The organism is Spiribacter pallidus (genome assembly GCF_040838495.1).
Taxonomy (GTDB): Bacteria; Pseudomonadota; Gammaproteobacteria; order Nitrococcales; family Nitrococcaceae; genus Spiribacter; species Spiribacter pallidus.
The window spans coordinates 321,492-343,495 of sequence record NZ_JBAKFM010000002.1 but is presented as its reverse complement, the minus strand read 5'-3'; the positions used below and the strand labels follow the sequence as shown (position 1 = coordinate 343,495).

Below are 22,004 nucleotides of genomic sequence, written 5' to 3'. Positions count from 1 at the left end.
GTCAGGGCGCGTTCCGAATCGGCAGCTTACGCAATTCGGAGAGTTCCTCCTGGGCAGAGGCCGCCTGCCGCCGCAGTCGGGCGAGCTGCCAGCGCTGGCGCAGGATCAGGCCGCCGGCGGCACCGGCGCCGATAATCACCCCGATGGCAAGGGCGATAACCAGCCAGAGCGAGGCCGGCAGCGTCATACGCCCTAAATAGAAATCCAGCGCCATCGGCTCGGGGTTGAGCATGGCAAAACTAAGGCCCAGGGCCACCACCACCAGCGCTACCAACAGCGCCAGCAGCCGTTTCACTGCGTTTCCCCTTCCCGGGCCCGGCCCTCATCAACCCGCTCGCGCATCTGTTTGCCGGGCTTGAAGTGCGGGACATGCTTGCCCGGCAGCGAGACGGGCTCGCCGGTCTTGGGGTTGCGGCCGATGCGCGGCGGACGGTGATGCAGCGAAAAGCTGCCAAAGCCACGGATCTCGATCCGCTCGCCGCTGGCCAGGGACTCGCTCATCTGCTCGAGCATGGTCTTGACCGCCAGCTCAACATCCCGCTGCGCGAGATGCTGCTGCTTGCTGGCCATCAGCTCGATGAGCTCGGACTTGGTCATGGATCGGGCATCACTCATCGATGGGCCACGAGGGCTGTCAGCCCTCGTCTTCCTGGCCGCTCATCTGCTCTTTGAGCAGATCACCCAGGGTGGTGGTGCCGGCCGCCCCGGTGTTGCCGTAGTCCTCGATGGCCTCGCGCTCGTCCTGCTGGTCCTTGGCGCGAACCGAGAGGCTGATCATGCGATTGCGCCGATCGACGGCCACGAACTTGGCCTCGACCGTGTCGCCCTCGTTGACCACCGAGCGGGCGTCCTCGACCCGCTCCTGGGCAAGATCGGCGGCCCGGATGTAGCCCTGCACCTCGTCCCCGAGGTCAATCACCGCGCCCTTGGCATCCACCTCGGTGGCGGTTCCCGTGACGATGGTGCCCTTGGGATTGTTAGCAACCCATTGCGAGACCGGGTCCTGGGCCAGCTGCTTGACACCCAGGCTGATGCGCTCGCGCTCGGGGTCCACGGACAGCACCACGGCCTCGACTTCTTCGCCTTTCTGGAAGTCGCGAATGGCCTCTTCGCCGGTATCGCTCCAGGACAGGTCCGAGAGATGGACCAGCCCGTCGATGCCCCCTTCAAGGCCGACAAAGATGCCGAAATCGGTAATCGACTTGATCGCGCCGGTGACCCGGTCGCCCTTGTTGTGGGTGGCGGCAAACTCGTCCCAGGGGTTGGGCTGGCATTGCTTCATGCCAAGCGAGATCCGGCGGCGCTCCTCGTCGATGTCGAGGATCATCACCTCGACCTCGTCGCCGATGGACACCATCTTTGCCGGGTTGACGTTTTTGTTGGTCCAGTCCATCTCCGAGACATGCACCAGCCCCTCGACGCCCTCTTCGATCTCGACGAACGAGCCATAGTCGGTGATGTTGGTGACCTTGCCCACCACGCGGCTGCCCTCGGGGTAGCGCGCGGCAATGGCCTCCCACGGATCCTCGCCCAGCTGTTTGAGGCCCAGTGAGACGCGATTGCGCTCGCGATCGAACTTCAGCACCTTGACATCGATTTCCTGGCCGACGTCGACCACCTCCGACGGGTGCTTGACGCGACGCCAGGCCATATCGGTGATATGCAGCAGCCCGTCGATGCCGCCAAGATCGACGAATGCACCGTAGTCGGTGAGGTTCTTGACGATGCCCTTGAGGGTTTGGCCCTCCTGGAGCTTCTCGAGCAGTGCCTCGCGCTCGGCGCTGTATTCCTCTTCGACTACGGCCCGGCGCGAGACCACCACATTGTTGCGACGGGCATCCAGCTTGATGACCTTGAACTCGAGCTCTTTGCCCTCGAGGTAGGTGGTGTCGCGGACCGGGCGGATGTCCACCAGCGAACCCGGCAGAAAGGCGCGGATATGCCCCAGATCGACGGTGAAGCCGCCCTTGACTTTGCCGCTGATGTGTCCGTTGACGGTCTCGGATCCTTCGTAAGCCGCCTCGAGTACCCGCCAGGCGCGCGCACGCTTGGCCTTCTCGCGGGACAGGCGGGTTTCGCCGCCACCATCTTCGACGGCATCCAGAGCCACTTCGACGTCATCGCCGACGTTCACCTCGACGTTGCCGTCTTCGTCGGTGAACTGTTTCAGCGGGATCACCGCTTCGGACTTCAGGCCGGCGTTGACGATGACATCTTCGCCATCGATCGCCACGACCTGTGCATTGACGATGGACCCCGGACGCATGTCGGTCTGCGCCAGGCTCTGTTCAAAAAGTTCTGCAAAGCTTTCGCTCATGGGATGATTTGATCCGGGACCGCGGGACGATCCAGTTGTTGTTGAAAACCCGGTATCCGACAGGCGAATACCCCCTTTATCCACCGGCGCGGTTGCCCACCTGCGCCAGCACCCTGGCGATGACCGCCTCGATGGCCATCGTCGTTGAGTCGATCACCATCGCATCTTCTGCCGGCTTGAGCGGGGCGACGGCGCGGTTCATATCGCGTTCGTCCCTCGCTTGCATATCCTGCAAAAGATCCGCCAGATTAGCACTCACACCCTGCTCCATCAACTGCTTATGGCGCCGGCGGGCGCGTTCTTCGGCGGTTGCGGTGAGGTAGATCTTGACCGCCGCATCCGGGAAAACCACCGTGCCCATATCCCGGCCATCGGCAACCAGCCCCGGGGGCTTCTGAAAGCCGCGCTGGCGATCCAGCAGCGCGGTGCGTACCGCCGGGTCGGCGGCGAGCTCCGAGGCCCGCACGCCACAGGCCTCGCTGCGGATTGCCCCGGAGACCACCTCGCCGTCGAGCAACACCTCGCCGGCGTGTGGGCCGCGGGTCGGAAAGTCGATATCCAGGCCCCGGGCCAGCGTCTCGAGCGTTGCGGTCTGGGTGGGCTCGACGCCGCGCTGCAGACTGGCCAGCGCCAGCAGTCGATAGATGGCGCCACTATCGAGCAGGTGCCAGCCCAGTGACTCGGCAATCGCCCGCGCGATGGTGCCTTTGCCCGCGCCACCGGGCCCGTCGATGGTAACAACCGGCGCGCTCATCCGGCTTGCTCCTCGACCGCAATGGGCAGCCCGGCCGAGCGGGCCAGCCCGGCAAAGCCCGGGAACGAGGTATCCACCTCGGCGCAGCCGTCGATGACAATGGGCCCGTCGGCCACCAGCCCGGCCATGGCAAAGGCCATAGCCACCCGATGATCGCCCTTAGCCTGCACATGCCCACCCCCGAGGCGACCGCCCACAATCCGAATCCCGTCGGGCAGCGCCTCGACCTGCACCCCCAGGCGCTCAAGGCCGGTGGCCATCACGGCAATGCGGTCGCTTTCCTTGACGCGAAGCTCCTCTGCGCCCCGCAGCAGCGTCTCTCCCCGGGCGCAGGCCGCGGCGATGAAAAGCGCCGGAAACTCATCAATGGCAACCGGCACAAGCGAGGGCGGGATCTCGATGCCCTCGAGCGAGGCCGCCTGGATGCGGATATCGCCGACCGGTTCGCCGGCGCCGTCGCCTTTGGCGATCACCTCCAGATCGGCGCCCATGCGCTTTAAGATCTCCACTACCCCGGTGCGGGTCGGGTTGAGACCCACATCGAGCAGGGTCACCGCTTCGCCGGCGCCGATCGCGGCGCCGACCAGAAAGAATGCCGCCGAGGAGATGTCCGCCGGCACCTGGATCGAGCCGCCGGTCAGTCGGCCATGGCCGGTCAAGGCGACCCGCGGGCCGTCCACCTCGACGGGATAACCCAGGGCCTGGAGCATGCGTTCGGTGTGATCGCGGGTGATGCCCGGCTCGGTCACGGCGGTCTCGCCCCGGGCATAAAGCCCGGCAAGGAGCACCGCCGATTTGACCTGGGCACTGGCCATGGGCAGCGGGTAGTCGATGCCCATAAGCGATGTCACCGGCTGGATGCCAACGGGCGCGGTGCCCTTGTCACTGGTGACGATATCCGCCCCCATCTGCCCGAGAGGTTCGGTGACCCGACGCATGGGCCGGGTCATCAGCGATTGATCGCCGATCAGCGTCGTCGCAAAGCGCTGACCGCAGAGCAGCCCGGTGAGCAGCCGCATCGAGGTGCCGGAATTGCCAAGATCGAGGGGCTCGTCCGGAGCACTCAGCCCGTGCAGGCCGACGCCGTGGATGGTCAGCGCACCCGCCTCGGGGCCGTCGATCCTCACCCCCAGGGCGCGCATCGCCGCCAGGGTTGCCATGGCATCGTCGCCTTCCAGAAAACCGCGCACCCGGGTCACTCCCTCGGCCACCGACCCCAGCATCACCGCGCGATGCGAGACGCTCTTGTCGCCGGGGACCCGGATGTCGCCGGACAATGACCCGCCGGGCTCGATGATGAATCGGCGTTGGTTGGCATGGCTCATCGGTGGCGGGGCTCCGGATTAGTCTTCAAAACGATGGCGGTTGGCGTCCCGGGTGGCCTTGGCGCTTGCGAACACCGACTCCAGCCCGGCGGCATCGGCCGATTCGATGAGCCGGGCCAGCTCGGTGAGGTCGCGTTGATAATCACCCAGCGCCGAGAGGATCGCCTCGCGATTGCCCAGGCAGACGTCCCGCCACATCACCGGATCACTTGAGGCGATCCGGGTGAAATCGCGAAAGCCGCCGGCCGCATAGTCGAGGATTTCCTCATGATCGGGCGCCCGCGAGAGCATATCCACCAGCCCAAAGGCGAGCATGTGCGGCAGATGCGAGGTCATCGCCAGCATCCGGTCGTGATGGGCCACCGACATGGTGGTCACCGTCGCCCCGGCGGCCTGCCACATCGCGGTAATGGTCTCGGTGGCACCGGGCCGGGTTGCCCGGGTGGGGGTGAGGAGGACCCGACGGTTCTGGTAAAGCGAGGCAAAGGCGGCTTCAACGCCGCTATGTTCGGTGCCGGCAATGGGATGCCCCGGGACGAACCCATCGGGCAGACCGCCGAACACGCGCTCGACATCGGCCACGACACAGCCCTTGGCGCTGCCCACATCCGTGAGCACTGCATCCGCCGGCAGCGCCGGTGCCAAATGCGCTAGCACCGGGGCAACCGCCCCGAGCGGGACACCCAGCACCACCACATCCGCCTGGGCGACGACCTGATGCGGGTCGGTACTGAATCGATCGATGGCGCCAAGGGCGCGGGCCTTCTCGAGCCGCCGGGGGTCGCGGCCAAAGCCGGTGACCTCACCGGCTGCGCCGGCGGCACGCAGCGCCAGTCCCAGCGAACCGGTGATCAGACCGACGCCGACCAGACAGATGCTACGCGGCTGAGAGTCCACCGGTCTCTAGGCCACCGACCGCGGGTACGACCCGAGAATCTTTAAAAGGCTGGCCAGCCTCTGCATCTCGCCGAGGGCGCGTTTGAGCGCCGGATCGTCGGCATGCCCTTCGAGGTCGATGAAAAACACATATTCCCACATCCCCTCGGGCGAGGGACGGGATTCCAGCCGGGTCATGTTCAGGCCATAACGCGCCAGCGGCGCGAGTAGACCGGCCAGGCCGCCGGGCTGATTCTCGCGGGCAATGACCAGCGAGGTCTTGTCCTCGCCCGTGGGTTCCGGGCTTTCCTTGCCTAGCACCAAAAAGCGCGTGCTGTTGGCCGTGCCGTCCTGAATGGCCGGTTGCCGGATGGTCAGCTGATAGCGCTCGGCGGCGGCGTCCGAGGCAATCGCCGCTGCGCCGGGCGCTTCGGCCGCTCGACGCGCCGCCTCGGCGGTGCTCGAGACCGCGACCCGTTCGATGCCGGGCAGATGGGTTTCGAGCCACAGCCGGCACTGGGCAAGCCCCTGTTGATGCGAATAAACCGCAGTGACCGCCGACAGATCCTCGGCCCGGGTGGCCAGGTTCTGGACGATCGGCAGCTCGACCTCGCCGACGATCTGCAGCGGCGAGGACAGGAGTCGATCCAGGGTATGGCTGACCATACCCTCGGTGGAGTTCTCTACCGGCACCACCCCATATTCGGCACCGCCGGATTCCACCTCGCGGAAGACGGCATCGATGCCGTCGAGCGGCAGGCTATGGATGGCATGGCCAAAATGCTTGAGCGCCGCCTCCTGGGTGAAGGTCCCCTCCGGCCCGAGGAAAGCGACACGCAACGGACGCTGCAGGGCAAGGCACGCCGACATGACCTCGCGGAACAGCCGGGTAATGGCCTCGTCGTCGAGCGGGCCCTGATTGCTGTCGCGAACCCGCCGCAGGACCTCGGCTTCGCGGGCCGGGCGATAGAAATCGCCCACCTCGCCATCGGCGGACTTGACCCGGGCCACTTCGGCCGCGGCCCGGGCACGCTCGTTCACCAGCCGGAGCAGCTCGTCGTCGATGCTGTCGATTTGTGCCCGAATGGCCTTCAGCGGTTCTTCGCTCACGGCCTCACTCCCCTGCTATTCGATCACGCGAACGGCGAGCACCCCTTCGGTCTGTCGCAGGCGCTCGACCACATCCCCCGGCAGTTTGCCGTCGATATCGACCACGCTGTAGGCGAGATCCCCACGGGATTTGTTGTACATATCCGCAATATTGAGCCCGGCCTCGGCCACCGCCGAGGAGATCTGCCCGAGCATGTTGGGCACGTTGGCGTTGGCCACGGTCAGCCGATCGCCGCTGCCGTTGCGTGGCAGCACCAGCTCGGGGAAATTCACCGAGTTCATGATGTTGCCCGTCTCGAGAAAATCCCGGACCTCGTCGGCGGCCATGATGGCGCAGTTCTCCTGCGCCTCGTTGGTCGATGCCCCGATATGCGGCAGCGCCACCACCGCGTCGTGGCCCTTGAGCGCCGCCGATGGAAAATCGCAGACGTAGCTACGCATCCGCCCGGCGTCCAGGGCCGCCACCACGGCGTTGTCATCGACAATCCCCGCCCGGGCAAAATTGAGCAGCACCAGCCCCTCGCGGGCGGCGGCGAGCCGTGAGCCATTGATCATGCCCCGAGTGTCATCGGTCTCGGGGACATGGAGGGTGACGACATCCGCCGCGGCCATGACCTCATCGACGCTATGGGCACGGCGCACGCCGGCTTCTAGGTTCCAGGCGCTGCGCACGGTGATCTGCGGGTCGTAGCCGATGACGTTCATCCCCAGCGCCTTGGCGGCATTGGCGACGTTAACGCCAATTGCCCCCAAACCCACCACGCCCAGGGTCCGGCCGGGCAGCTCGAAACCGGTAAAGCGCTTCTTCTCGGCCTCGGCCTGCTTATTCATGGCCGCATCGTCACCCTCGAGGGTCTGCGCAAACGCCCAGGCGGGGCAGATATTGCGGGCGGCCAGGAACATTGCGGCGAGCACCAGCTCTTTGACGGCGTTGGCGTTGGCGCCCGGGGCGTTGAACACCGGAATGCCCCGCTCGCTCATCGCCTCGACGGGGATGTTGTTCACCCCCGCGCCGGCGCGGCCGACGGCCTTCAAAGTCTCCGGTACCGCCCAGTCATGGAGCTTGGCCGATCGCAGCAGCACCGCATCGGGCTGCTGGATTTCCGAAGACACCTCGAAGCGCTCCCGCGGCAGCCGATCCAGTCCGCGGGCCGAAATATTATTGAATGTCAGGACTTTAAACATTATTCCTCGATTAGCCGTGACGTTTTTCGAAATCCGCCATGAACTCGATGAGCGCATCCACCCCGGCCTCGGGCATGGCGTTGTAGATGCTCGCCCGCATGCCGCCCACCGAGCGGTGCCCCTTGAGGGTGCTCAGCCCGGCCGACTCGGCCTCGGACAAAAACTGCCCATCCAGGCTGTCGTCGGCGAGCACGAACGGAACGTTCATCCAGGATCGGGCCGAAGGCTCGACCGGGTTGCGGTAGAAAGCCGACCCGTCGATGGCCGCGTAGAGCTTGCTGGCCTTTTGATGGTTGCGCTCGGCCATGACCTCGAGTCCGCCCTCGCCCTTGAGCCACTGAAATACCAGCCCGGCGATGTAGAGGCTGTAGGTGGCCGGCGTGTTGAGCATCGAGTCGGCCTCGGCCTGGCGCTTGTAATCCCAGATCGATGGCGTCAACGAGCTGGCACGATCGAGCAGATCGTCGCGCACGATCACCACCGTCAGCCCGGCCGGGCCAAAGTTTTTCTGCGCCCCGGCGTAGATAACGCCAAAGCGCGAGACATCCAGCGGCCGCGAGAGAAAGGTCGAGGACATGTCACTGACCAGCGGGACATCGCCGCTATCCGGGATGTCCGCAAACTCTACCCCGGTGATGGTCTCGTTGGCGCAGTAATGCAGGTAGGCAGCCTGCGGGTCGCACTGCCAGGTCGCCTGTGCCGGGATGCCCATCGGGTCACCCTTGCCGCCTTCGGCCACCACGTTGACCCGGGTGTACTTGCCGGCCTCGGCAATGGCCTTCTTGGACCAGCTGCCGGTATTGACGTAGTCCACCACCGGCGCGTCGCCGACCAGATTGAGTGGCACCGCAGCGAACTGCGCGGTGGCGCCACCCTGCAGAAAAAGCACCCGGTAGTTGTCCGGCACGGCGAGGAGCTCGCGCAGGTCCGCTTCGGCCTGCTCGGCGATGCTCACAAACGCCTTGCCCCGATGGCTCATCTCCATGACCGACATACCGGTGCCGTGCCAGTCGAGCATCTCCTCGGCAGCCTGGCGAAGAACCGGCTCGGGCAGCGTCGCCGGACCGGCACTGAAATTGAATACACGCGACATACTGCGCTCCCGCTTTAATGGGTTGATGGGCGGATCACTCGTCCGTCGCCGCAAGGGTGTCGTCTTCGCCGAGGGCCTCCACCCGGGCGGTGCCGACGAGGGTTTCGTCATCGGCAAGGCTGATCAGTTTCACGCCCTGGGTGTTGCGCCCCAGCACCGAGATCTCGGTGGCCCGGGTACGCACCAGCGTCCCGCCGTTGCTGATCAGCATCACCTCATCGTCGTCGCCGACCTGGATGGCACCGACCACCGGGCCATTGCGCTCGCTGGTCTGGATGCTGATCACGCCCATGCCGCCACGGCCGCGCAGCGGGTAATCATCCACCGCGGTGCATTTGCCATAGCCGTTGGCGGTAATCGTAAGCACATGACCCTCGTCGAGGATGAGGCACTGAATCACCCGCTGGTCGCCCTCCAGGCGCACGCCGCGCACACCGGTGGCAGTCCGGCCCATGGGGCGAACCTGATCCTCGCGAAAGCGAACGGCCTTGCCGGCATCGGTGAACAGCATGATATCTCGCTGGCCATCGGTGACGCCTACGTTCACCAGGGCATCGTCCTCGCCCAGATTCACGGCGATGATGCCCGTAGACCGGGGCCGCGAGAAATGCGACAGCGGGGTCTTTTTGACCGTGCCGCGGCGCGTGGCCATGAACACGTAATGATCGCCGTCGAACTCGCTGATCGGCAGCACCGCGTTGATGCGCTCGTCCTCTTCGAGCGGCAGCAGATTGACGATGGGCTTGCCCCGGGCGCCACGGCTGCCGTGGGGCAGTTCGTAGACCTTCAGCCAGTAGCACTTGCCGTAGCTTGAAAAGCAAAGCAGCGTGTCGTGGGTATTGGCCACCCAGAGCTTGTCGACAAAATCCTCGTCTTTCATTCGCGTGGCGGCTTTGCCCTTGCCGCCGCGACGCTGGGCCTGGTAGGTGTCCACCGGCTGGGATTTCGCATACCCGCCGTGGGAGAGGGTCACCACCACATCCTGCGGGGGGATGAGATCTTCCATGGAAAGATCGAGTCGCTGCTCGAGGATCTCGCTGCGGCGTTCATCGCCATATCGCTCGCGGATTTCCTCAAGCTCGTCGCGAATGACCTGCATTAGCCGCTCGCTGCTCCCGAGAATGGCCAGCAGCTCGGCGATGGTATCGAGAATCTCGCGGTACTCATCGACGATGCGGTCCTGCTCGAGGCCGGTGAGCCGGTGCAGCCTGAGATCGAGAATGGCCTGGGCCTGGGCCTCGGTCAGCCGGTAGGCATCGCCGATCAGCCCAACGCCGTCGGGCAGGGTCTCGGGCCGTGAGGCCTCGGCGCCTGTGCGCGCCAGCATTTCGCTGACCACCCCCGGGGCCCAGTCACGCGCCACCAGGGCCGCTTTGGCGTCCGCCGAGGTGGGCGAGGCCTTGATGAGCTCGATGACAGCATCGATATTGGCCAGTGCCACGGCAAGCCCCTCGAGCACATGGGCCCGGTCCCGGGCCTTGCGCAGCTCGTAGACGGTGCGCCGGGTGACTACCTCGCGGCGGTGGCTGATGAACGCCTCGAGGATATCCTTGAGGTTGTGCTGCCGGGGCTGCCCCTCATGCAGGGCCACCATGTTGATGCCAAAAACACTCTGCAGCTGGGTGTGCTGATAGAGGTTGTTGAGCACCACCTCGGGCACCTCGCCGCGGCGCAGCTCGATGACCATGCGAATGCCATCCTTGTCGGATTCGTCCCGCAGCTCGGTAATCCCTTCGATGCGCTTTTCCTTGACCAGCTCGGCGATCTTCTCGAGCAGTCGCGCCTTGTTCACCTGATAGGGCAGCTCTTCGACGATGATGCTCGCCTTGCCGTTGGCCTCGTCATGTTCGAACCGGCAGCGCGCGCGCATCACCATCCGGCCGCGGCCAGTGCGATAGGCCTCGCGGATCCCTTCGACGCCGTTGATGATCCCCCGGGTGGGCAGATCCGGGCCGGGGATGTATTCCATGAGCTGCTCGATATCGAGGCTGTCGTCATCGATCAGCGCGATGCAGGCGTTGACCACCTCGGCGAGGTTATGGGGCGGGACATTGGTGGCCATGCCCACGGCGATCCCCGCACCGCCATTGACCAGGAAATTGGGCACCCGGGTGGGCAGCACCTGGGGCTCGCGCTCGGAGCCGTCGTAGTTATCGATGAAATCGACGGTCTCTTTGTCGATATCCGCCAGCAGCTCGTGGGCCATGCGCGCCATGCGCACCTCGGTATACCGCATGGCCGCGGCGTTATCGCCGTCGATCGAGCCAAAGTTGCCCTGGCCGTCTACCAGCAGATAGCGCATCGAGAAATCCTGGGCCATGCGCACGATGGTGTCGTACACGGCGGTATCCCCATGGGGGTGATACTTACCGATGACATCGCCAACGACACGGGCGGATTTCTTGTAGGGCTTGTTCCAGTCGTTGCCGAGCTCGCGCATGGCATAGAGCACACGCCGGTGCACGGGTTTGAGCCCGTCTCTGACATCCGGCAGCGCCCGGCCGACGATCACGCTCATGGCGTAATCGAGGTAGGACTGCCGCATCTCGTCTTCGAGATTGACCGGTAGGATTTCCTTGGCGACGCTCGACATCTAAGGGTTCTCGGATTGTTGTGAGGGCTCGATCAGTAAGCCGTTGATATTACCACGAAGCGGGCCGCCGTTCAGGCGCCACCGCCGCCCCTACTCCGCCTCGAGTCGACGGGCCGACTCCACCACCACCGGCTGCACCGGGACATCGGGCATCCCGTTGCGGCGGGCGGTATCGCCGGCGGCGATGCGATCAACCACATCCATGCCCTCGATCACCCGGCCAAACACCGCGTAGCCGAAATCGCGCTCGCCGTGGTCGAGAAAGGCGTTGTCGGCGAGGTTGACGAAAAACTGCGAAGTAGCGCTGTCGCGGGCCTGGGCCCGGGCCATGGACAGGGTGCCGCGCTTGTTGAGCAGTCCATTATCCGCTTCGTTGACGATCGGATCACGCGTGGGCTTGCGCTGGAATTCGGCATTGAACCCGCCGCCCTGAATGACAAACCCCGGGATCACGCGGTGGAAGATGGTGTTGTCGTAGAACCCGCCATCGACATAGGCCAGAAAGTTCTCGACGCTCACCGGTGCGGCCTCGGCTTCGAGCTCGATGTGGATGTCACCGGCGCTCGTCTCGAACACCACCACCGGCTGGGCCGCGGCGCTGGCGCCTGCATGGGTGATGGCAGCGGAAAGGGCAAGGCCAATGGACAGGGTCTTCATGACACACTCCTCGACAGGGTCGATAAGGGATGGAATAGGCGCGATTATCGCACAGGCCATGGTTCGGATGTCGCCGTTTTGCCGTGTTAATATTTGATAACACAGACCACCGGACGGATGCGCCCAGCCCCATGCAGGCCGCCAACGCCGATCAGGCCGAGATCGACAAATTCGAAGCCGACGCCCACCAGTGGTGGAACCCGGACGGCCCCTACGCACCGCTTCATGCCATCAACCCCTTGCGATGCCGGTACGTTCTCGAGCAGACCGGCGGGCTGGCGGGCAAGACGGTGCTCGACGTTGGCTGTGGCGGCGGGCTGCTGACCGAGGCCATGGCCGCCGAGCAGGCCCGTGTCACCGGCATTGATCTGGCAACGGACAGCCTGGCCGTTGCCCGGGCCCATGCCGCGGACGGGCAACTGACCATCGATTATCAAGCAATCAGCGCCGAGGCCCTCGCTGAGACGAGCGCCGGTCAGTGGGATGTAGTCACCTGCATGGAAATGCTCGAGCACGTCCCCGATCCGGCCTCGGTGGTGGATGCCTGTGCGCGATTGGTCCGCCCGGGCGGTTCGGTGTTCTTCTCAACCATCAACCGCACCACCCGCGCCTGGTTGCTGGCTGTCGTCGCCGCCGAGCGCCTGTTGCGGGTCCTACCCCGAGGGACCCACGACGCCAGCGCCTTCATCCGTCCGGCCGAGCTCAGCCGCTGGTGCCGGGCGGCCGGGCTGCGGGTCGCGGACCTGACCGGTCTTCACTACAACCCAATCACCGGTGCGCACACGCTCGGCGCCGACACCCGGGTGAATTATCTCTGCCATGCCATCAAGGGCCACCCCGAATGATTGCACTGAACCGCGCCCACGGCGTGCTGCTGGACCTGGACGGGACGCTGCTGGATACCGCACCGGATCTCATTGCCAGTATCAATCGGCTGCTCGACGAGCAAGGGTTTGCCGCGCTGCCCGAGCGCGAGTTCGCCGGGTCGGTGGGCCATGGCAGCGCGCCGATGATCGCCCGGGCATTCAATCTGGGCAGCACCGATCACATGTTCGAGGGCCTGCGGCAGCGCTTCCTTGATCTCTACCACGAGCAGGTCAGCCACCAGACCCGCCCCTATGAGGGGATGGAGGCGATGATCGACATCCTCGAGGCCGCCGGCATCCCCTGGGGCATTGTCACCAACAAGCCCGGCTGGCTGACCGAACCGCTGCTCACGGCGCTGGGCTACGGCGAGCGGCCGGCCTGCGTGGTCACCGGCGATGACATCACCCGCCGCAAACCCCACCCCCATCAGGTCACCGAAGGGTGCCGGCGCCTGGGGCTGCGGCCCGCGGATTGCGTCCTGGTGGGCGATGCCGAACGCGACATACAGGCCGGACAGCGCGCCGGCACCATGACGCTGGCGGCCCTCTACGGGTATCTCTCCGGCGATGACCATGCCGAGCGCTGGGGCGCCGACGGGCTGATCGACCATCCAGGCCAGATCCTGCGCTGGGTCGCGCTCCCCGAAGGCCATACCGCCGCCAGCGCCGCCTGACGCCATGGAGCCGCAAGCCTACTGCCGCGACAAGGCGGCCCCGACCGGCTCGAGCACCTATTACGCGGCACTCTTTGCGCCATCGGCCATTCGCGACGGGTTGATAGCACTCGCCGCACTGCGGCGCGAGATACTCGAAATCCCCCACGAGGTGAGCGAGCCGGCAATCGGCGAGGCCAAGCTCGGCTGGTGGCAAGAAGAGCTCCAGCGCCTTGCAAACGACATGCCCCGACACCCGATCACCCAGGCCCTGGCCCCCTACATCGAAGCCCATGCTCTGCCGGTCGCCACCCTCGAGGACACGGTAGAGGCCGCGCGCATGGACCTGACCTACAGCGCCTATCCGACCCTGCGCGAGCTCACCGTCTACTGCCACCGGGCCGGCGGCGGGGTAGCCGACCTAGCGCGCCGCATGACCGGTGCCGAAACCCCCGCGGCCGCGGCCTTTGCCCACGATCTTTCCATGGGCCTGGAGCTGACGCGCATGATCCGCCACCTGCGACGGGATCTTCGCGCCGGCCGGCTCTATATCCCCGAGGACGAACTCCACCTGAGCGGCTTGAGCCTAAAGACCATCGCCGACACCGATGCGGACACCGACCAGGCCGCCAGCCGCATCGATCTGCTCCGGCGCCAGGCACGACGCGCCCGGCAGTTCCTCGACAGTGCCATCGGTCATCTGCCCGCCGCAGAGCGGCCGGCCCAGGCCTATGGGCTGACCCTGGCGGTGCTCTACCGCGAGCTGCTCAACACCCTGGATGCGGCGGATTTTCCGGTCCTCGAGCGCCAGCACCACCTCACGCCGTTGCGCAAGCTCTGGCTTGCCTGGCGCATCCGGCGTGCGCCCCAACGGCTATCCCCCCGACCCCCGGAGAGCACGTCATGACACCCGACTGGCCCATCACCCCCTCGACCCTGCCCCAACCCGGGCGATTGACCGGCCAGCGGTTGTTGATTACCGGAGCGGCCGGTGGGCTTGGCAGCGCGGTCGCCGCCACCGCCGCCGCCGAGGGCGCCGATCTGGTACTGCTCGACCGCGACATCAAGGGCCTGGAGGCGCTGCATGATGACATCGAGGCGAAGGGCCATCCGCGCCCGGCGCTCTACCCGCTGGATTATCTATCCGCCGCGCCCGATGATTATGCCGAGCTCGCCACTGGCATTGCCGCCGATCTGGGGGGCATCGAGCAGTTGCTGCATACCGCCGCCGATGCGGGGGATGCCACGCCCATGGCACTTTATGATCCGCAGACCTGGCTCAAGACATTGCATATCAACATCAACGGCGCGTTCCTCGTCACCCAGGCGCTGCTGCCCATGCTCCGCGAGCAGGCCGGGCGCGTGATCTTTGTCGACGACCACGACGCGCATCACCGACGCGCGGCGACGGGCGCCTACGGCGTGAGCAAGGCCGCGCTCATGGGGATGATGCGGGTCATCGCCGCGGAGCACTCGCCGGCCAACCCGGTGGTCAGCTGCGCCATCGACCCCGGTCCGATGCGCACCGCACTGCGCCGTGGGCTGTTTGCCGGCGAGATGGCCGAGGAGGTGGACTCGCCCGCGCATGCGGCCGGTTGCGTAGCGGCACTGCTCGACCCGCGGCATCCGCCGGCCAACGGCGTACACTATCGCGTCGATGCCTGACAGATGTGGCATGCTTGTGACAATACCCCGGTGAATGCAAGCATGCCGCCAATCAACCAATAGCGGAGAACAACCAATGGGATTTGCCTTATCAGCGTTGCAGGTCCGAAGTAGTGCCTTTGGATCGCACCAGCCCATCCCCCAGCGGTATACTGGCGAAGGCGAAGATCTGGCGCCGCCGATCCACTGGACCGGTTCGCCGGAGGGGACACAAGGTTTCGCCGTGATCTGCCACGACCCGGACGCCCCATTGATCAGTCCGGGCAGCTACGGGTTCGTCCACTGGGTCTACTACAACATCCCGGGCGATGTCAGCGCCCTTGAGGAAGGCAGCGAGGCCTATACCAACGGCGTCACCGACTTCGGCAAACAGGTCTATGGTGGCCCGATGCCCCCCGAGGGCCATGGTGTCCATCACTACTACTTCTGGGTACTCGCGCTGGATCAGGCGCTCAATCTCGAGCCCGGCCTGACGCTGTGGCAGTTCCTCGACCAGGTCGAGCCCCATGTCATCGGCATGAATCGCATCATCGGGACCTACGAGCGCTAGGTCACCGACCGCCCCGTCTGGCATATCGACTGCAGCGGGCAAGCTGAACAGCGCGGCTGCCGTGGCCGGCAAAACCCCTTGCCAAGCTCGATGATCAGCGCGTGATACTCACCAAAAAGCCGTGCATCGGCCGGCAAGCGTTCATGGAAGAACGCCTGCAGCCGGTGGTAGTGATAGCGCGCCGGGGCGAGCCCCATCCGATGGAAAATCCGGTGGGTATAGGCATCCACCACGAAGACCGGTTGCTGCAACCCGTAGAGCAGCACATCATCAACGCTCTCCGGGCCCAGTCCGTTGACGGCAAGTAGCGCCTCGCGCGCCGCCTCCGGTGCCATGGCACGCAGTCCGTTTTCTTCGCCCAGCTCGATCCAGCGCTCACAGGCCGCCCGCAGGCGGCGGGCCTTGACGTTGTAATAGCCGCTCGGCCGCAGACACTCTGCCAGCGCCGCCTCTGGCGCTTCGATGATGGCCGGTGCCGAGAGCCAGTCACGCTCGAGCAGCCGCGCCATGGCCCGCTCGACATTGGTCCAGGCGGTATTCTGGGTAAGCACCGCACCCACCAGCACCTCAAAGGCTGTCTGCGCCGGCCACCACTGCTGACGCTCGCCAAAATGCGCGCGTAGCCGCTGATGGGCCTTATGCACTGCGTCCTTGGCCATGCCCCGCCCCGTCTAACCCCTGTGACGGGGCGCGGGACGGCGTCGCGGGCCGCCGCCCGCGGGTCGCCCCCGGCCCGGGGACCGGGCGGTCTCGTCGCGCTCCAGCCCCACCAGCCCGGCCAGGTGCCTGACCTGCCCGGCGCTCAGCCAGTCGGTCTGACCCTCGCGCAATCCGGCGGGCAGCTCGATCGGGCCGTACTGCACGCGCATCAAACGACTCACCCGCACGCCCTGGGATTCCCAAAGACGGCGCACCAGACGGTTTCGTCCCTCTCGAAGCCGTACCCGGAACCACTGATTGGCCGCCTCCCGCGACTCCAGGGCCTGGATCGACTCGAACGCCGCCCGGCCGTCTTCGAGCTCGATGCCGCTCATCAACCGGTCGATGGTGGACGGCTCGACCGCTCCGAAGATACGCACCGCATAGTCCCTCAACAGCCGGTAGCGGGGGTGCATCAACCGACTGGCCAGCTCGCCGTCGGTGGTCAGCAGCAAAAGCCCCGAGGTGTTGATATCGAGCCGGCCAATGGCAATCCAGCGCCCCTGCTCGAGCCGCGGCAGGCGATCGAAAACACAACGCCGGCCTTCCGGGTCGTGACGGCTGACCAACTCGCCGGTGGGCTTGTGATAGGCAATGACCCGGCGTTGCGCCGGTGCGGTCCGCCGCTGGCTGAGCGGCCGGCCATCGACCCGAATGCGGTCGGACGGCTCGACCCGGTCACCCAGCCGGGCAGTGCGTTGATTGACCTCGACGCGGCCGGCTTCGATGGCCGCCTCCATCGCCCGGCGCGATCCCAGCCCGGCGCGGGCCAGCACCTTCTGCAGCTTCTCCGAACTCATGGATGCGGATCATCCTCGGGGCCCGCCGATGGCTCGCGCTGCAGCGGCACCTCGAGATCCAGCTCGGGATGCTCCGGGCCCGGGTCGCCGATCTCGAGCAGCGAGGGCAACTCCGAGAGGCTGCTGAGGTTGAAGTAGTCGAGAAACGCTCGGGTGGTGGCAAACACCGCCGGCCGCCCCGGCGCATCCCGGTGCCCGGCCACCCGAACCCAGCCACGCTCCTGCAGCGTGCGCATGATATTGCTGCCAAGCGTCACCCCCCGGATCTCTTCGATCTCGCCACGGGTGATCGGTTGGCGATAGGCAATGATTGCCAGGGTCTCCAGTACGGCCCGGGAATAGCGGGTGGGCTTTTCCTCCCAGAGCCGGGATACCCAGTATGCATAATCCTCGGGCACCTGCAGACGGTAGCCACTGCCGACCTGACGCAGTTCCACCCCCCGGCCCTGTAGCTGTTCGGCGAGTCGCTGGAGCGCCTTTTCGATGGCACCGGGGCTGGGCGCGACCGCGTCGTCGAAAAGCCCGCGCAGGCGATCCACCGACAGCGGTTCACCCGCCGCCACGAGGGCCGCCTCGAGGATCGACTCCAGTGACGGCTCGGTCATTGCGCCGCCTCCGAAGGGCCCATGACGCCGGCACTGCGCAGATAAAGCGGTGCATAAGGCCTGGATTGGGTGAGTTCGATCAACGCCGCCTTGAGCAACTCGAGAATGGCCAGAAACGTCACCACCACGCCGGGGCGCCCCTCATGGGGCTGGAGGATTTCGGTCAGCGGCACGAAGCGCTGCCCATCAAGCCGGGCCAGGGTCTCGCTCATGCGCTCGCGCACCGAGAGCGCCTCTTGCTCGATCCGGTGGTGGGTGAACATCTCGGCGCGCTCGAGCACCTCGGCAAATGCAGCCAGCAGCTCGCCGAGCGCCACGTCCGGCTGGCGTTGCGCCGGTTGCATGGCCGGCGCTGCCGCCTGGCCGGTGAAGACATCGCGATTGACCCGGGGCAGCGCATCGATGGACCGGCCGGCTTCCTTGAACTGTTCGTATTCGCGCAGCCGCCGGACAAGCTCCGCCCGCGGATCCGGGTCGTCGTCCTCGTCGCTGGCCGGCGGGCGCGGCAAGAGCATGCGGGATTTGATCTCGGCCAGCATGGCCGCCATGACCAGGTACTCAGCTGCCAGCTCCAGGCGCAGATCCTTCATCAGCTCCACATAGCTCATGTACTGGCGGGTGATCTCGGCGATGGGGATATCGAGGATGTCCAGATTCTGTCGCCGAATCAGGTACAACAGCAGATCGAGCGGTCCCTCGAACGCCTCGAGAAAGACTTCCAGCGCATCCGGCGGGATATAGAGATCACGCGGCCAGTCCGCCATCGGTTGCCCGCGGACGGTGGCGACCCCCTCGGGCTCGAACAGGCTGGCGTCGGCGGTGTCACTCATCGGGCGCGGTAATCCAGGCCAACGGCCGAGCGGACGTCGTTCATGGTCTGCCGCGCGGTATCCCGTGCCCGGTCGCAGCCATCCTGGATGACCTGCCGGACATAATCGCGATCGGCATCCAGGGCCTCGGCCTGCTCGCGAATGGGCGCAACCTCGGCCTGGACGGCGTCGATCAGCGGCTTTTTGCACTCCAGACAGCCGATGCCCGCCGAACGGCATCCCTCGGTCGCCCACTGACGGGTGGCGTCATCCGAGTAGACCTTGTGGAGGTCGAAGACCGGGCATTTCTCCGGCTCGCCCGGGTCGCTGCGCCGCACCCGGGCGGGGTCGGTGGGCATGGTGCGGATTTTCTGATCGATGGCGGCGTCGGTTTCGCGCAACGACAGTGTATTGCCATAGGACTTGGACATCTTGCGGCCATCCAGTCCCGGCATGCGGGGTGCGGTGGTCAAAAGCGCCTCGGGCTCGGCCAGCACACTGCGCCCGCCGCCTTCGAGATAACCGGCCAGCCGGGCCCGATCGGCCATAGTGAGGTTCTGCTGGCCCTCGAGCAGCGCCTGTGCCTCGCTGAGCGCCTCGGTGTCGCCTTCTTCCTGGTAGCGGCGGCGGAGCTCGCGATAGAGCCGTCCCTGCTTTTTGCCCATCTTGCCGACAGCCGCCTCGGCCTTGTCCTCGAATCCGGGCTCGCGGCCGAAGAGAAAGTTAAAGCGCCGGGCGAGCTCGCGGGTGAGTTCGACATGCGAGACCTGGTCTTCGCCCACCGGCACCCCGGCCGCCTGATAGATGAGGATATCCGCGCTCTGCAGCACCGGATAGCCCAGAAAACCGTAGGTCGCCAGATCCCGCTCGCGCAGCTGCTCGATCTGGTCTTTGTAGGTGGGTACCCGCTCGAGCCATCCAAGGGGCGTGACCATTGACAGCAGCAGGTGCAGCTCGGCGTGCTCCATGACCCGGGACTGGATGAAAAGCGTTGAGAGATTGGGATTGACGCCGCAGGCGAGCCAGTCCACCACCATGTCCCAGACACTCTCCGAGATGACCTCGCGGTTTTCATAGGCCGTGGTCAGCGCATGCCAGTCAGCGACAAAGAAAAAGCACTCATGGGCCTGCTGAAGTGCCACCCAGTTGCGCAGCACCCCGTGGTAATGGCCCAGATGCAGACGACCGGTTGGCCGCATTCCAGAGAGGATCCGGTCCCCGTGGGTGAGATTGTGATTCAACGCGACCTCCGCCTGGTCCTTTCAGTCGGCGCCCATAATAGCTGATCAGCCCTCGAAGACCGACGCCTCGCCGGCACCGCGGCGAATGACCGATGGCCGCTCGCCGCTGAGGTCCACCACAGTGCTGGGTTCAAGACCGCCCGGGCCGGCATCGATAATGGCATCTACCCGGTTGCCAATGGCCTCGCGGATGTCCACCGGATCGGTCATTGGCAGGGTTTCGCCGGGCAGCAACAGGGTACTGGTGGTCAATGGCTCGCCCATCTCCGCAAGCAGCGCCCGGGCCACGGGATGGTCCGGGACGCGGATGCCGATGGTCCGGCGCTTGGCATGCTGGACCCGGCGGGGGACCTCGGCGGTGGCGCGGAGGATAAATGTATACGGCCCGGGCGTATGGGCTTTGAGCAGCCGGAATGCCGTGTTGTCGAGCCGCGTGTAGCTGCCGATATCGGAAAGATCCCGACAGGCCAGTGCAAAATGATGGGGCTCTTCAAGGCCGCGCAGCTGTCGGATGCGCTCCAGCGCCGCCTTTTCGTTCAACCCGCAGGCCAGCGCATAGGTGGTGCCGGTGGGATAGACGATGACCCCGCCCTGGCCCAGGATTTCCACGGCCCGACGGACCAGCCGTGGCTGCGGTGTCTCGGGGTGGATGGCAAAGAACTGGCTCATTGCGCCTCCGCGGGTTGGCAAGTCAACGAAGTATGGTAGCGTTTTGCGCCGCTGGAGGACGAACATCATGTACTACGCGATTATCAGCGAAGACGTTGCCGATAGCCTCGCCGCCCGTCAGAGCGCCCGGCCGGCGCATCTGGCCCGGCTCGAAGCGCTTCGCGAGGCAGGACGGCTGCTACTGGCCGGCCCGCATCCGGCCATCGACGCCGAAGACCCTGGCCCGGCCGGCTTTACCGGCAGCTTGGTCGTGGCGGCATTCGAATCGCTCGAGGCAGCACAGGCCTGGGCCGATGCCGATCCCTATGTGGAAGCCGGCGTCTACGACCGGGTCACGGTCAAGCCATTCAAACGGGTGCTGCCGTGACCGAGCGCGCTGCCACCGACCGGCCGGCGATGATCCGGCAGCGCCTGCAGGCAGCATTGGAGGTGCAGGCGCTGGAGGTGATCGATGACAGTCATCTGCATGCCGGCCATGCCGGGGCGCAGGCAGGCGGCGGGCACTATCGTGTGCGCGTTGTCAGCCCCGCATTTCGTGATCTCGGGCGTATTGCGCGGCATCGTATGGTCTATCAGGCCATGGGTGATGCCATGCGCAATGACTGCATCCATGCCTTGAGCATTGAAGCGCTGACCCCCGACGAGGTCGGCGGACCATCCACAAGTTAAAGCGAGCCAACCAATGACTGCCATTTCCCGTTTCCAATCCCTGGCCGCCGGCCTGGTACTGAGCGCCACCGCGGCCACGGGCATCGCCATGGCCCAACCCGAGACCAACACACTGGCCGAGGTCAATGGCGAGCCGGTGACCGAGCGTGAACTGGATCTGCTGATCTCGCAGCAGACCCAGGGGCGCGACGATGTGCCACCGGCCCAACGGCGTCAGTTCCTCGAGGAGGCCATCAACCTCATGCTGCTCTCGCAGGCGGGCGAGGCACAGGGCCTGGATGATGATCCGGATCTGACCGCGCAGCTCAACAACAGCCGCCGCACTGCCATGGCCCAGGCGTTCGTCCGCGAGCTGACCACCCGTGAACCGGTGGCCGAAGCGACCCTGCGCGAGCGCTATGAAGCCGAATACGGCGGCGAGGCGCCGAAGGAATATCGCGCACGGCACATCCTGGTGGGTGAAGCCGAACAGGCCGCCGGCATTATCGAGCAGCTCAACGACGGCGAAGCGTTCGAGGACCTTGCCCGGCAGTACTCCCAGGATGGCAGCGCCCAGAATGGCGGCGATCTTGGATGGTTTGCCGGCTCGGACATGGTCGAGCCCTTCGCGGATGCCGTTGCCGGGATGGCGCCCGGTGAGGTCAGCGCCACCCCGGTGGAGACCCGCTTTGGCTTTCATGTCATCCGTCTTGATGACACCCGGGCAGCCGAGGTCCCGGGCTTTGAAGACGTGGCCGGGCAGTTGCGCATGAATGTGATCAACGAGCGCATCCAGTCACAGCTGGACAGTCTGCGCGGCGATGCAGACATCGACTACCGGGCCGAGTGGGCGGAGTAAATGATGCCGGGCCGCCCCGCGGTGGGCGGC

Annotated in this window: 25 protein-coding genes; 8 read left to right on the top strand and 17 right to left on the bottom strand. The window is 65.8% G+C overall.

Translation table 11 applies throughout. From position 1 onward, the window contains the following. Position 1: 1 nt before the first annotated feature. The 11 genes from V6X73_RS05015 to V6X73_RS04965 form a co-directional block, all read right to left on the bottom strand. Positions 2-295 carry a LapA family protein gene (locus V6X73_RS05015; RefSeq protein ID WP_367958691.1) on the bottom strand — a complete coding sequence of 98 codons (294 nt, stop codon included), beginning with the start codon at positions 293-295 and terminating at the stop codon, positions 2-4. After that, positions 292-615 carry an integration host factor subunit beta gene (locus V6X73_RS05010; protein ID WP_367958692.1) on the bottom strand — a complete coding sequence of 108 codons (324 nt, stop codon included), beginning with the start codon at positions 613-615 and terminating at the stop codon, positions 292-294. Before V6X73_RS05010 ends, V6X73_RS05015 begins: the two co-directional genes overlap by 4 nt. 19 nt (positions 616-634) lie before the next feature. Continuing rightward, positions 635-2,317 carry a 30S ribosomal protein S1 gene (rpsA, locus tag V6X73_RS05005; RefSeq protein WP_367958693.1) on the bottom strand — a complete coding sequence of 561 codons (1,683 nt, stop codon included), beginning with the start codon at positions 2,315-2,317 and terminating at the stop codon, positions 635-637. Positions 2,318-2,393: 76 nt separating this feature from the next. After that, the gene (cmk, locus tag V6X73_RS05000) at positions 2,394-3,071 is read right to left on the bottom strand and encodes a (d)CMP kinase (RefSeq protein WP_367958694.1); all 678 of its coding nucleotides are present in this window, start codon (positions 3,069-3,071) and stop codon (positions 2,394-2,396) included. Next, positions 3,068-4,396 (bottom strand): 3-phosphoshikimate 1-carboxyvinyltransferase, encoded by a 1,329-nt coding sequence (aroA, locus tag V6X73_RS04995; protein ID WP_367958695.1) that lies wholly within the window; start codon positions 4,394-4,396, stop codon positions 3,068-3,070. The genes cmk and aroA overlap by 4 nt, the downstream gene beginning before the upstream one ends. Positions 4,397-4,414: 18 nt before the next feature. Then, positions 4,415-5,293, bottom strand: a complete 879-nt coding sequence (locus V6X73_RS04990) for a prephenate dehydrogenase (RefSeq protein ID WP_367958696.1) — start codon at positions 5,291-5,293, stop codon at positions 4,415-4,417. Positions 5,294-5,299: 6 nt separating this feature from the next. Next, positions 5,300-6,382 carry a prephenate dehydratase gene (gene pheA / locus V6X73_RS04985; protein WP_367958697.1) on the bottom strand — a complete coding sequence of 361 codons (1,083 nt, stop codon included), beginning with the start codon at positions 6,380-6,382 and terminating at the stop codon, positions 5,300-5,302. A 15-nt stretch (positions 6,383-6,397) separates the two neighbouring features. Continuing rightward, entirely contained in the window at positions 6,398-7,567 is a 1,170-nt protein-coding gene (locus V6X73_RS04980; protein ID WP_367958698.1) for a phosphoglycerate dehydrogenase, read from the bottom strand. 10 nt (positions 7,568-7,577) lie between these two features. Continuing rightward, positions 7,578-8,660 (bottom strand): 3-phosphoserine/phosphohydroxythreonine transaminase, encoded by a 1,083-nt coding sequence (gene serC, locus V6X73_RS04975; protein WP_367958699.1) that lies wholly within the window; start codon positions 8,658-8,660, stop codon positions 7,578-7,580. A 34-nt stretch (positions 8,661-8,694) separates the two neighbouring features. Beyond that, a complete protein-coding gene (gene gyrA, locus V6X73_RS04970) occupies positions 8,695-11,253 on the bottom strand; it encodes a DNA gyrase subunit A (protein ID WP_367958700.1) in 2,559 nt (852 codons plus the stop codon). 90 nt (positions 11,254-11,343) lie between these two features. Continuing rightward, entirely contained in the window at positions 11,344-11,910 is a 567-nt protein-coding gene (locus V6X73_RS04965) for a peptidylprolyl isomerase (protein ID WP_367958701.1), read from the bottom strand. 131 nt (positions 11,911-12,041) lie between these two features. On the opposite strand from V6X73_RS04965, the gene ubiG reads away from it, so the two are divergent. The 5 genes from ubiG (at position 12,042) to V6X73_RS04940 (ending at position 15,644) form a co-directional block, all read left to right on the top strand. Beyond that, positions 12,042-12,755: a bifunctional 2-polyprenyl-6-hydroxyphenol methylase/3-demethylubiquinol 3-O-methyltransferase UbiG gene (ubiG, locus tag V6X73_RS04960; RefSeq protein WP_367958702.1), complete on the top strand. Its 714-nt coding sequence runs from the start codon at positions 12,042-12,044 to the stop codon at positions 12,753-12,755. Beyond that, entirely contained in the window at positions 12,752-13,450 is a 699-nt protein-coding gene (locus tag V6X73_RS04955; protein ID WP_367958703.1) for an HAD family hydrolase, read from the top strand. The genes ubiG and V6X73_RS04955 overlap by 4 nt, the downstream gene beginning before the upstream one ends. A gap of 4 nt (positions 13,451-13,454) precedes the next feature. Continuing rightward, positions 13,455-14,336 (top strand): squalene/phytoene synthase family protein, encoded by an 882-nt coding sequence (locus tag V6X73_RS04950; protein ID WP_367958704.1) that lies wholly within the window; start codon positions 13,455-13,457, stop codon positions 14,334-14,336. Further along, on the top strand, positions 14,333-15,094 hold the full coding sequence (locus V6X73_RS04945) for an SDR family NAD(P)-dependent oxidoreductase (RefSeq protein WP_367958705.1): 762 nt from the start codon (positions 14,333-14,335) through the stop codon (positions 15,092-15,094). Before V6X73_RS04950 ends, V6X73_RS04945 begins: the two co-directional genes overlap by 4 nt. Before the next feature lie 76 nt (positions 15,095-15,170). After that, a complete protein-coding gene (locus V6X73_RS04940) occupies positions 15,171-15,644 on the top strand; it encodes a YbhB/YbcL family Raf kinase inhibitor-like protein (protein WP_367958706.1) in 474 nt (157 codons plus the stop codon). Here V6X73_RS04940 and V6X73_RS04935 read toward each other — a convergent pair. The 6 genes from V6X73_RS04935 to V6X73_RS04910 are packed head-to-tail and all read right to left on the bottom strand — an operon-like array spanning position 15,641 to position 20,467. Next, positions 15,641-16,303 (bottom strand): endonuclease III domain-containing protein, encoded by a 663-nt coding sequence (locus V6X73_RS04935; protein ID WP_367958707.1) that lies wholly within the window; start codon positions 16,301-16,303, stop codon positions 15,641-15,643. The two genes, V6X73_RS04940 and V6X73_RS04935, sit on opposite strands and share 4 nt — an antisense overlap. A 12-nt stretch (positions 16,304-16,315) precedes the next feature. Continuing rightward, the gene (gene rluB / locus V6X73_RS04930; protein WP_367958708.1) at positions 16,316-17,143 is read right to left on the bottom strand and encodes a 23S rRNA pseudouridine(2605) synthase RluB; all 828 of its coding nucleotides are present in this window, start codon (positions 17,141-17,143) and stop codon (positions 16,316-16,318) included. Continuing rightward, the gene (gene scpB / locus V6X73_RS04925) at positions 17,140-17,748 is read right to left on the bottom strand and encodes an SMC-Scp complex subunit ScpB (RefSeq protein WP_367958709.1); all 609 of its coding nucleotides are present in this window, start codon (positions 17,746-17,748) and stop codon (positions 17,140-17,142) included. The genes rluB and scpB overlap by 4 nt, the downstream gene beginning before the upstream one ends. Further along, positions 17,745-18,578, bottom strand: a complete 834-nt coding sequence (locus V6X73_RS04920) for a segregation and condensation protein A (protein WP_367958710.1) — start codon at positions 18,576-18,578, stop codon at positions 17,745-17,747. Before V6X73_RS04920 ends, scpB begins: the two co-directional genes overlap by 4 nt. Continuing rightward, the gene (locus tag V6X73_RS04915; protein ID WP_367958711.1) at positions 18,575-19,798 is read right to left on the bottom strand and encodes a tryptophan--tRNA ligase; all 1,224 of its coding nucleotides are present in this window, start codon (positions 19,796-19,798) and stop codon (positions 18,575-18,577) included. Before V6X73_RS04915 ends, V6X73_RS04920 begins: the two co-directional genes overlap by 4 nt. A gap of 45 nt (positions 19,799-19,843) precedes the next feature. Continuing rightward, the gene (locus V6X73_RS04910) at positions 19,844-20,467 is read right to left on the bottom strand and encodes an L-threonylcarbamoyladenylate synthase (protein WP_367958712.1); all 624 of its coding nucleotides are present in this window, start codon (positions 20,465-20,467) and stop codon (positions 19,844-19,846) included. 67 nt (positions 20,468-20,534) lie between these two features. Between V6X73_RS04910 and V6X73_RS04905 the strand changes: the two genes are divergently transcribed. The 3 genes from V6X73_RS04905 to V6X73_RS04895 are packed head-to-tail and all read left to right on the top strand — an operon-like array spanning position 20,535 to position 21,974. Further along, positions 20,535-20,834, top strand: coding sequence for a YciI family protein (locus V6X73_RS04905; RefSeq protein ID WP_367958714.1), 300 nt, complete (start codon positions 20,535-20,537; stop codon positions 20,832-20,834). Beyond that, on the top strand, positions 20,831-21,136 hold the full coding sequence (locus V6X73_RS04900; RefSeq protein ID WP_367958715.1) for a BolA family protein: 306 nt from the start codon (positions 20,831-20,833) through the stop codon (positions 21,134-21,136). The genes V6X73_RS04905 and V6X73_RS04900 overlap by 4 nt, the downstream gene beginning before the upstream one ends. 13 nt (positions 21,137-21,149) lie before the next feature. Continuing rightward, positions 21,150-21,974: a peptidylprolyl isomerase gene (locus V6X73_RS04895; protein WP_367958716.1), complete on the top strand. Its 825-nt coding sequence runs from the start codon at positions 21,150-21,152 to the stop codon at positions 21,972-21,974. Positions 21,975-22,004: the final 30 nt, after the last annotated feature.

What these genes read in the sequence shown, in the direction of transcription:
- V6X73_RS05010 (WP_367958692.1), bottom strand. Translation starts at nt 615, where the DNA reads ATGAGTGATGCCCGATCCATGACCAAGTCCGAGCTCATCGAGCTGATG.
- rpsA (WP_367958693.1), bottom strand. Translation starts at nt 2,317, where the DNA reads ATGAGCGAAAGCTTTGCAGAACTTTTTGAACAGAGCCTGGCGCAGACC.
- cmk (WP_367958694.1), bottom strand. Translation starts at nt 3,071, where the DNA reads ATGAGCGCGCCGGTTGTTACCATCGACGGGCCCGGTGGCGCGGGCAAA.
- aroA (WP_367958695.1), bottom strand. Translation starts at nt 4,396, where the DNA reads ATGAGCCATGCCAACCAACGCCGATTCATCATCGAGCCCGGCGGGTCA.
- V6X73_RS04980 (WP_367958698.1), bottom strand. Translation starts at nt 7,567, where the DNA reads ATGTTTAAAGTCCTGACATTCAATAATATTTCGGCCCGCGGACTGGAT.
- serC (WP_367958699.1), bottom strand. Translation starts at nt 8,660, where the DNA reads ATGTCGCGTGTATTCAATTTCAGTGCCGGTCCGGCGACGCTGCCCGAG.
- gyrA (WP_367958700.1), bottom strand. Translation starts at nt 11,253, where the DNA reads ATGTCGAGCGTCGCCAAGGAAATCCTACCGGTCAATCTCGAAGACGAG.
- V6X73_RS04965 (WP_367958701.1), bottom strand. Translation starts at nt 11,910, where the DNA reads ATGAAGACCCTGTCCATTGGCCTTGCCCTTTCCGCTGCCATCACCCAT.
- ubiG (WP_367958702.1), top strand. Translation starts at nt 12,042, where the DNA reads ATGCAGGCCGCCAACGCCGATCAGGCCGAGATCGACAAATTCGAAGCC.
- V6X73_RS04955 (WP_367958703.1), top strand. Translation starts at nt 12,752, where the DNA reads ATGATTGCACTGAACCGCGCCCACGGCGTGCTGCTGGACCTGGACGGG.
- V6X73_RS04950 (WP_367958704.1), top strand. Translation starts at nt 13,455, where the DNA reads ATGGAGCCGCAAGCCTACTGCCGCGACAAGGCGGCCCCGACCGGCTCG.
- V6X73_RS04945 (WP_367958705.1), top strand. Translation starts at nt 14,333, where the DNA reads ATGACACCCGACTGGCCCATCACCCCCTCGACCCTGCCCCAACCCGGG.
- V6X73_RS04940 (WP_367958706.1), top strand. Translation starts at nt 15,171, where the DNA reads ATGGGATTTGCCTTATCAGCGTTGCAGGTCCGAAGTAGTGCCTTTGGA.
- V6X73_RS04935 (WP_367958707.1), bottom strand. Translation starts at nt 16,303, where the DNA reads ATGGCCAAGGACGCAGTGCATAAGGCCCATCAGCGGCTACGCGCGCAT.
- rluB (WP_367958708.1), bottom strand. Translation starts at nt 17,143, where the DNA reads ATGAGTTCGGAGAAGCTGCAGAAGGTGCTGGCCCGCGCCGGGCTGGGA.
- scpB (WP_367958709.1), bottom strand. Translation starts at nt 17,748, where the DNA reads ATGACCGAGCCGTCACTGGAGTCGATCCTCGAGGCGGCCCTCGTGGCG.
- V6X73_RS04920 (WP_367958710.1), bottom strand. Translation starts at nt 18,578, where the DNA reads ATGAGTGACACCGCCGACGCCAGCCTGTTCGAGCCCGAGGGGGTCGCC.
- V6X73_RS04910 (WP_367958712.1), bottom strand. Translation starts at nt 20,467, where the DNA reads ATGAGCCAGTTCTTTGCCATCCACCCCGAGACACCGCAGCCACGGCTG.
- V6X73_RS04905 (WP_367958714.1), top strand. Translation starts at nt 20,535, where the DNA reads ATGTACTACGCGATTATCAGCGAAGACGTTGCCGATAGCCTCGCCGCC.
- V6X73_RS04895 (WP_367958716.1), top strand. Translation starts at nt 21,150, where the DNA reads ATGACTGCCATTTCCCGTTTCCAATCCCTGGCCGCCGGCCTGGTACTG.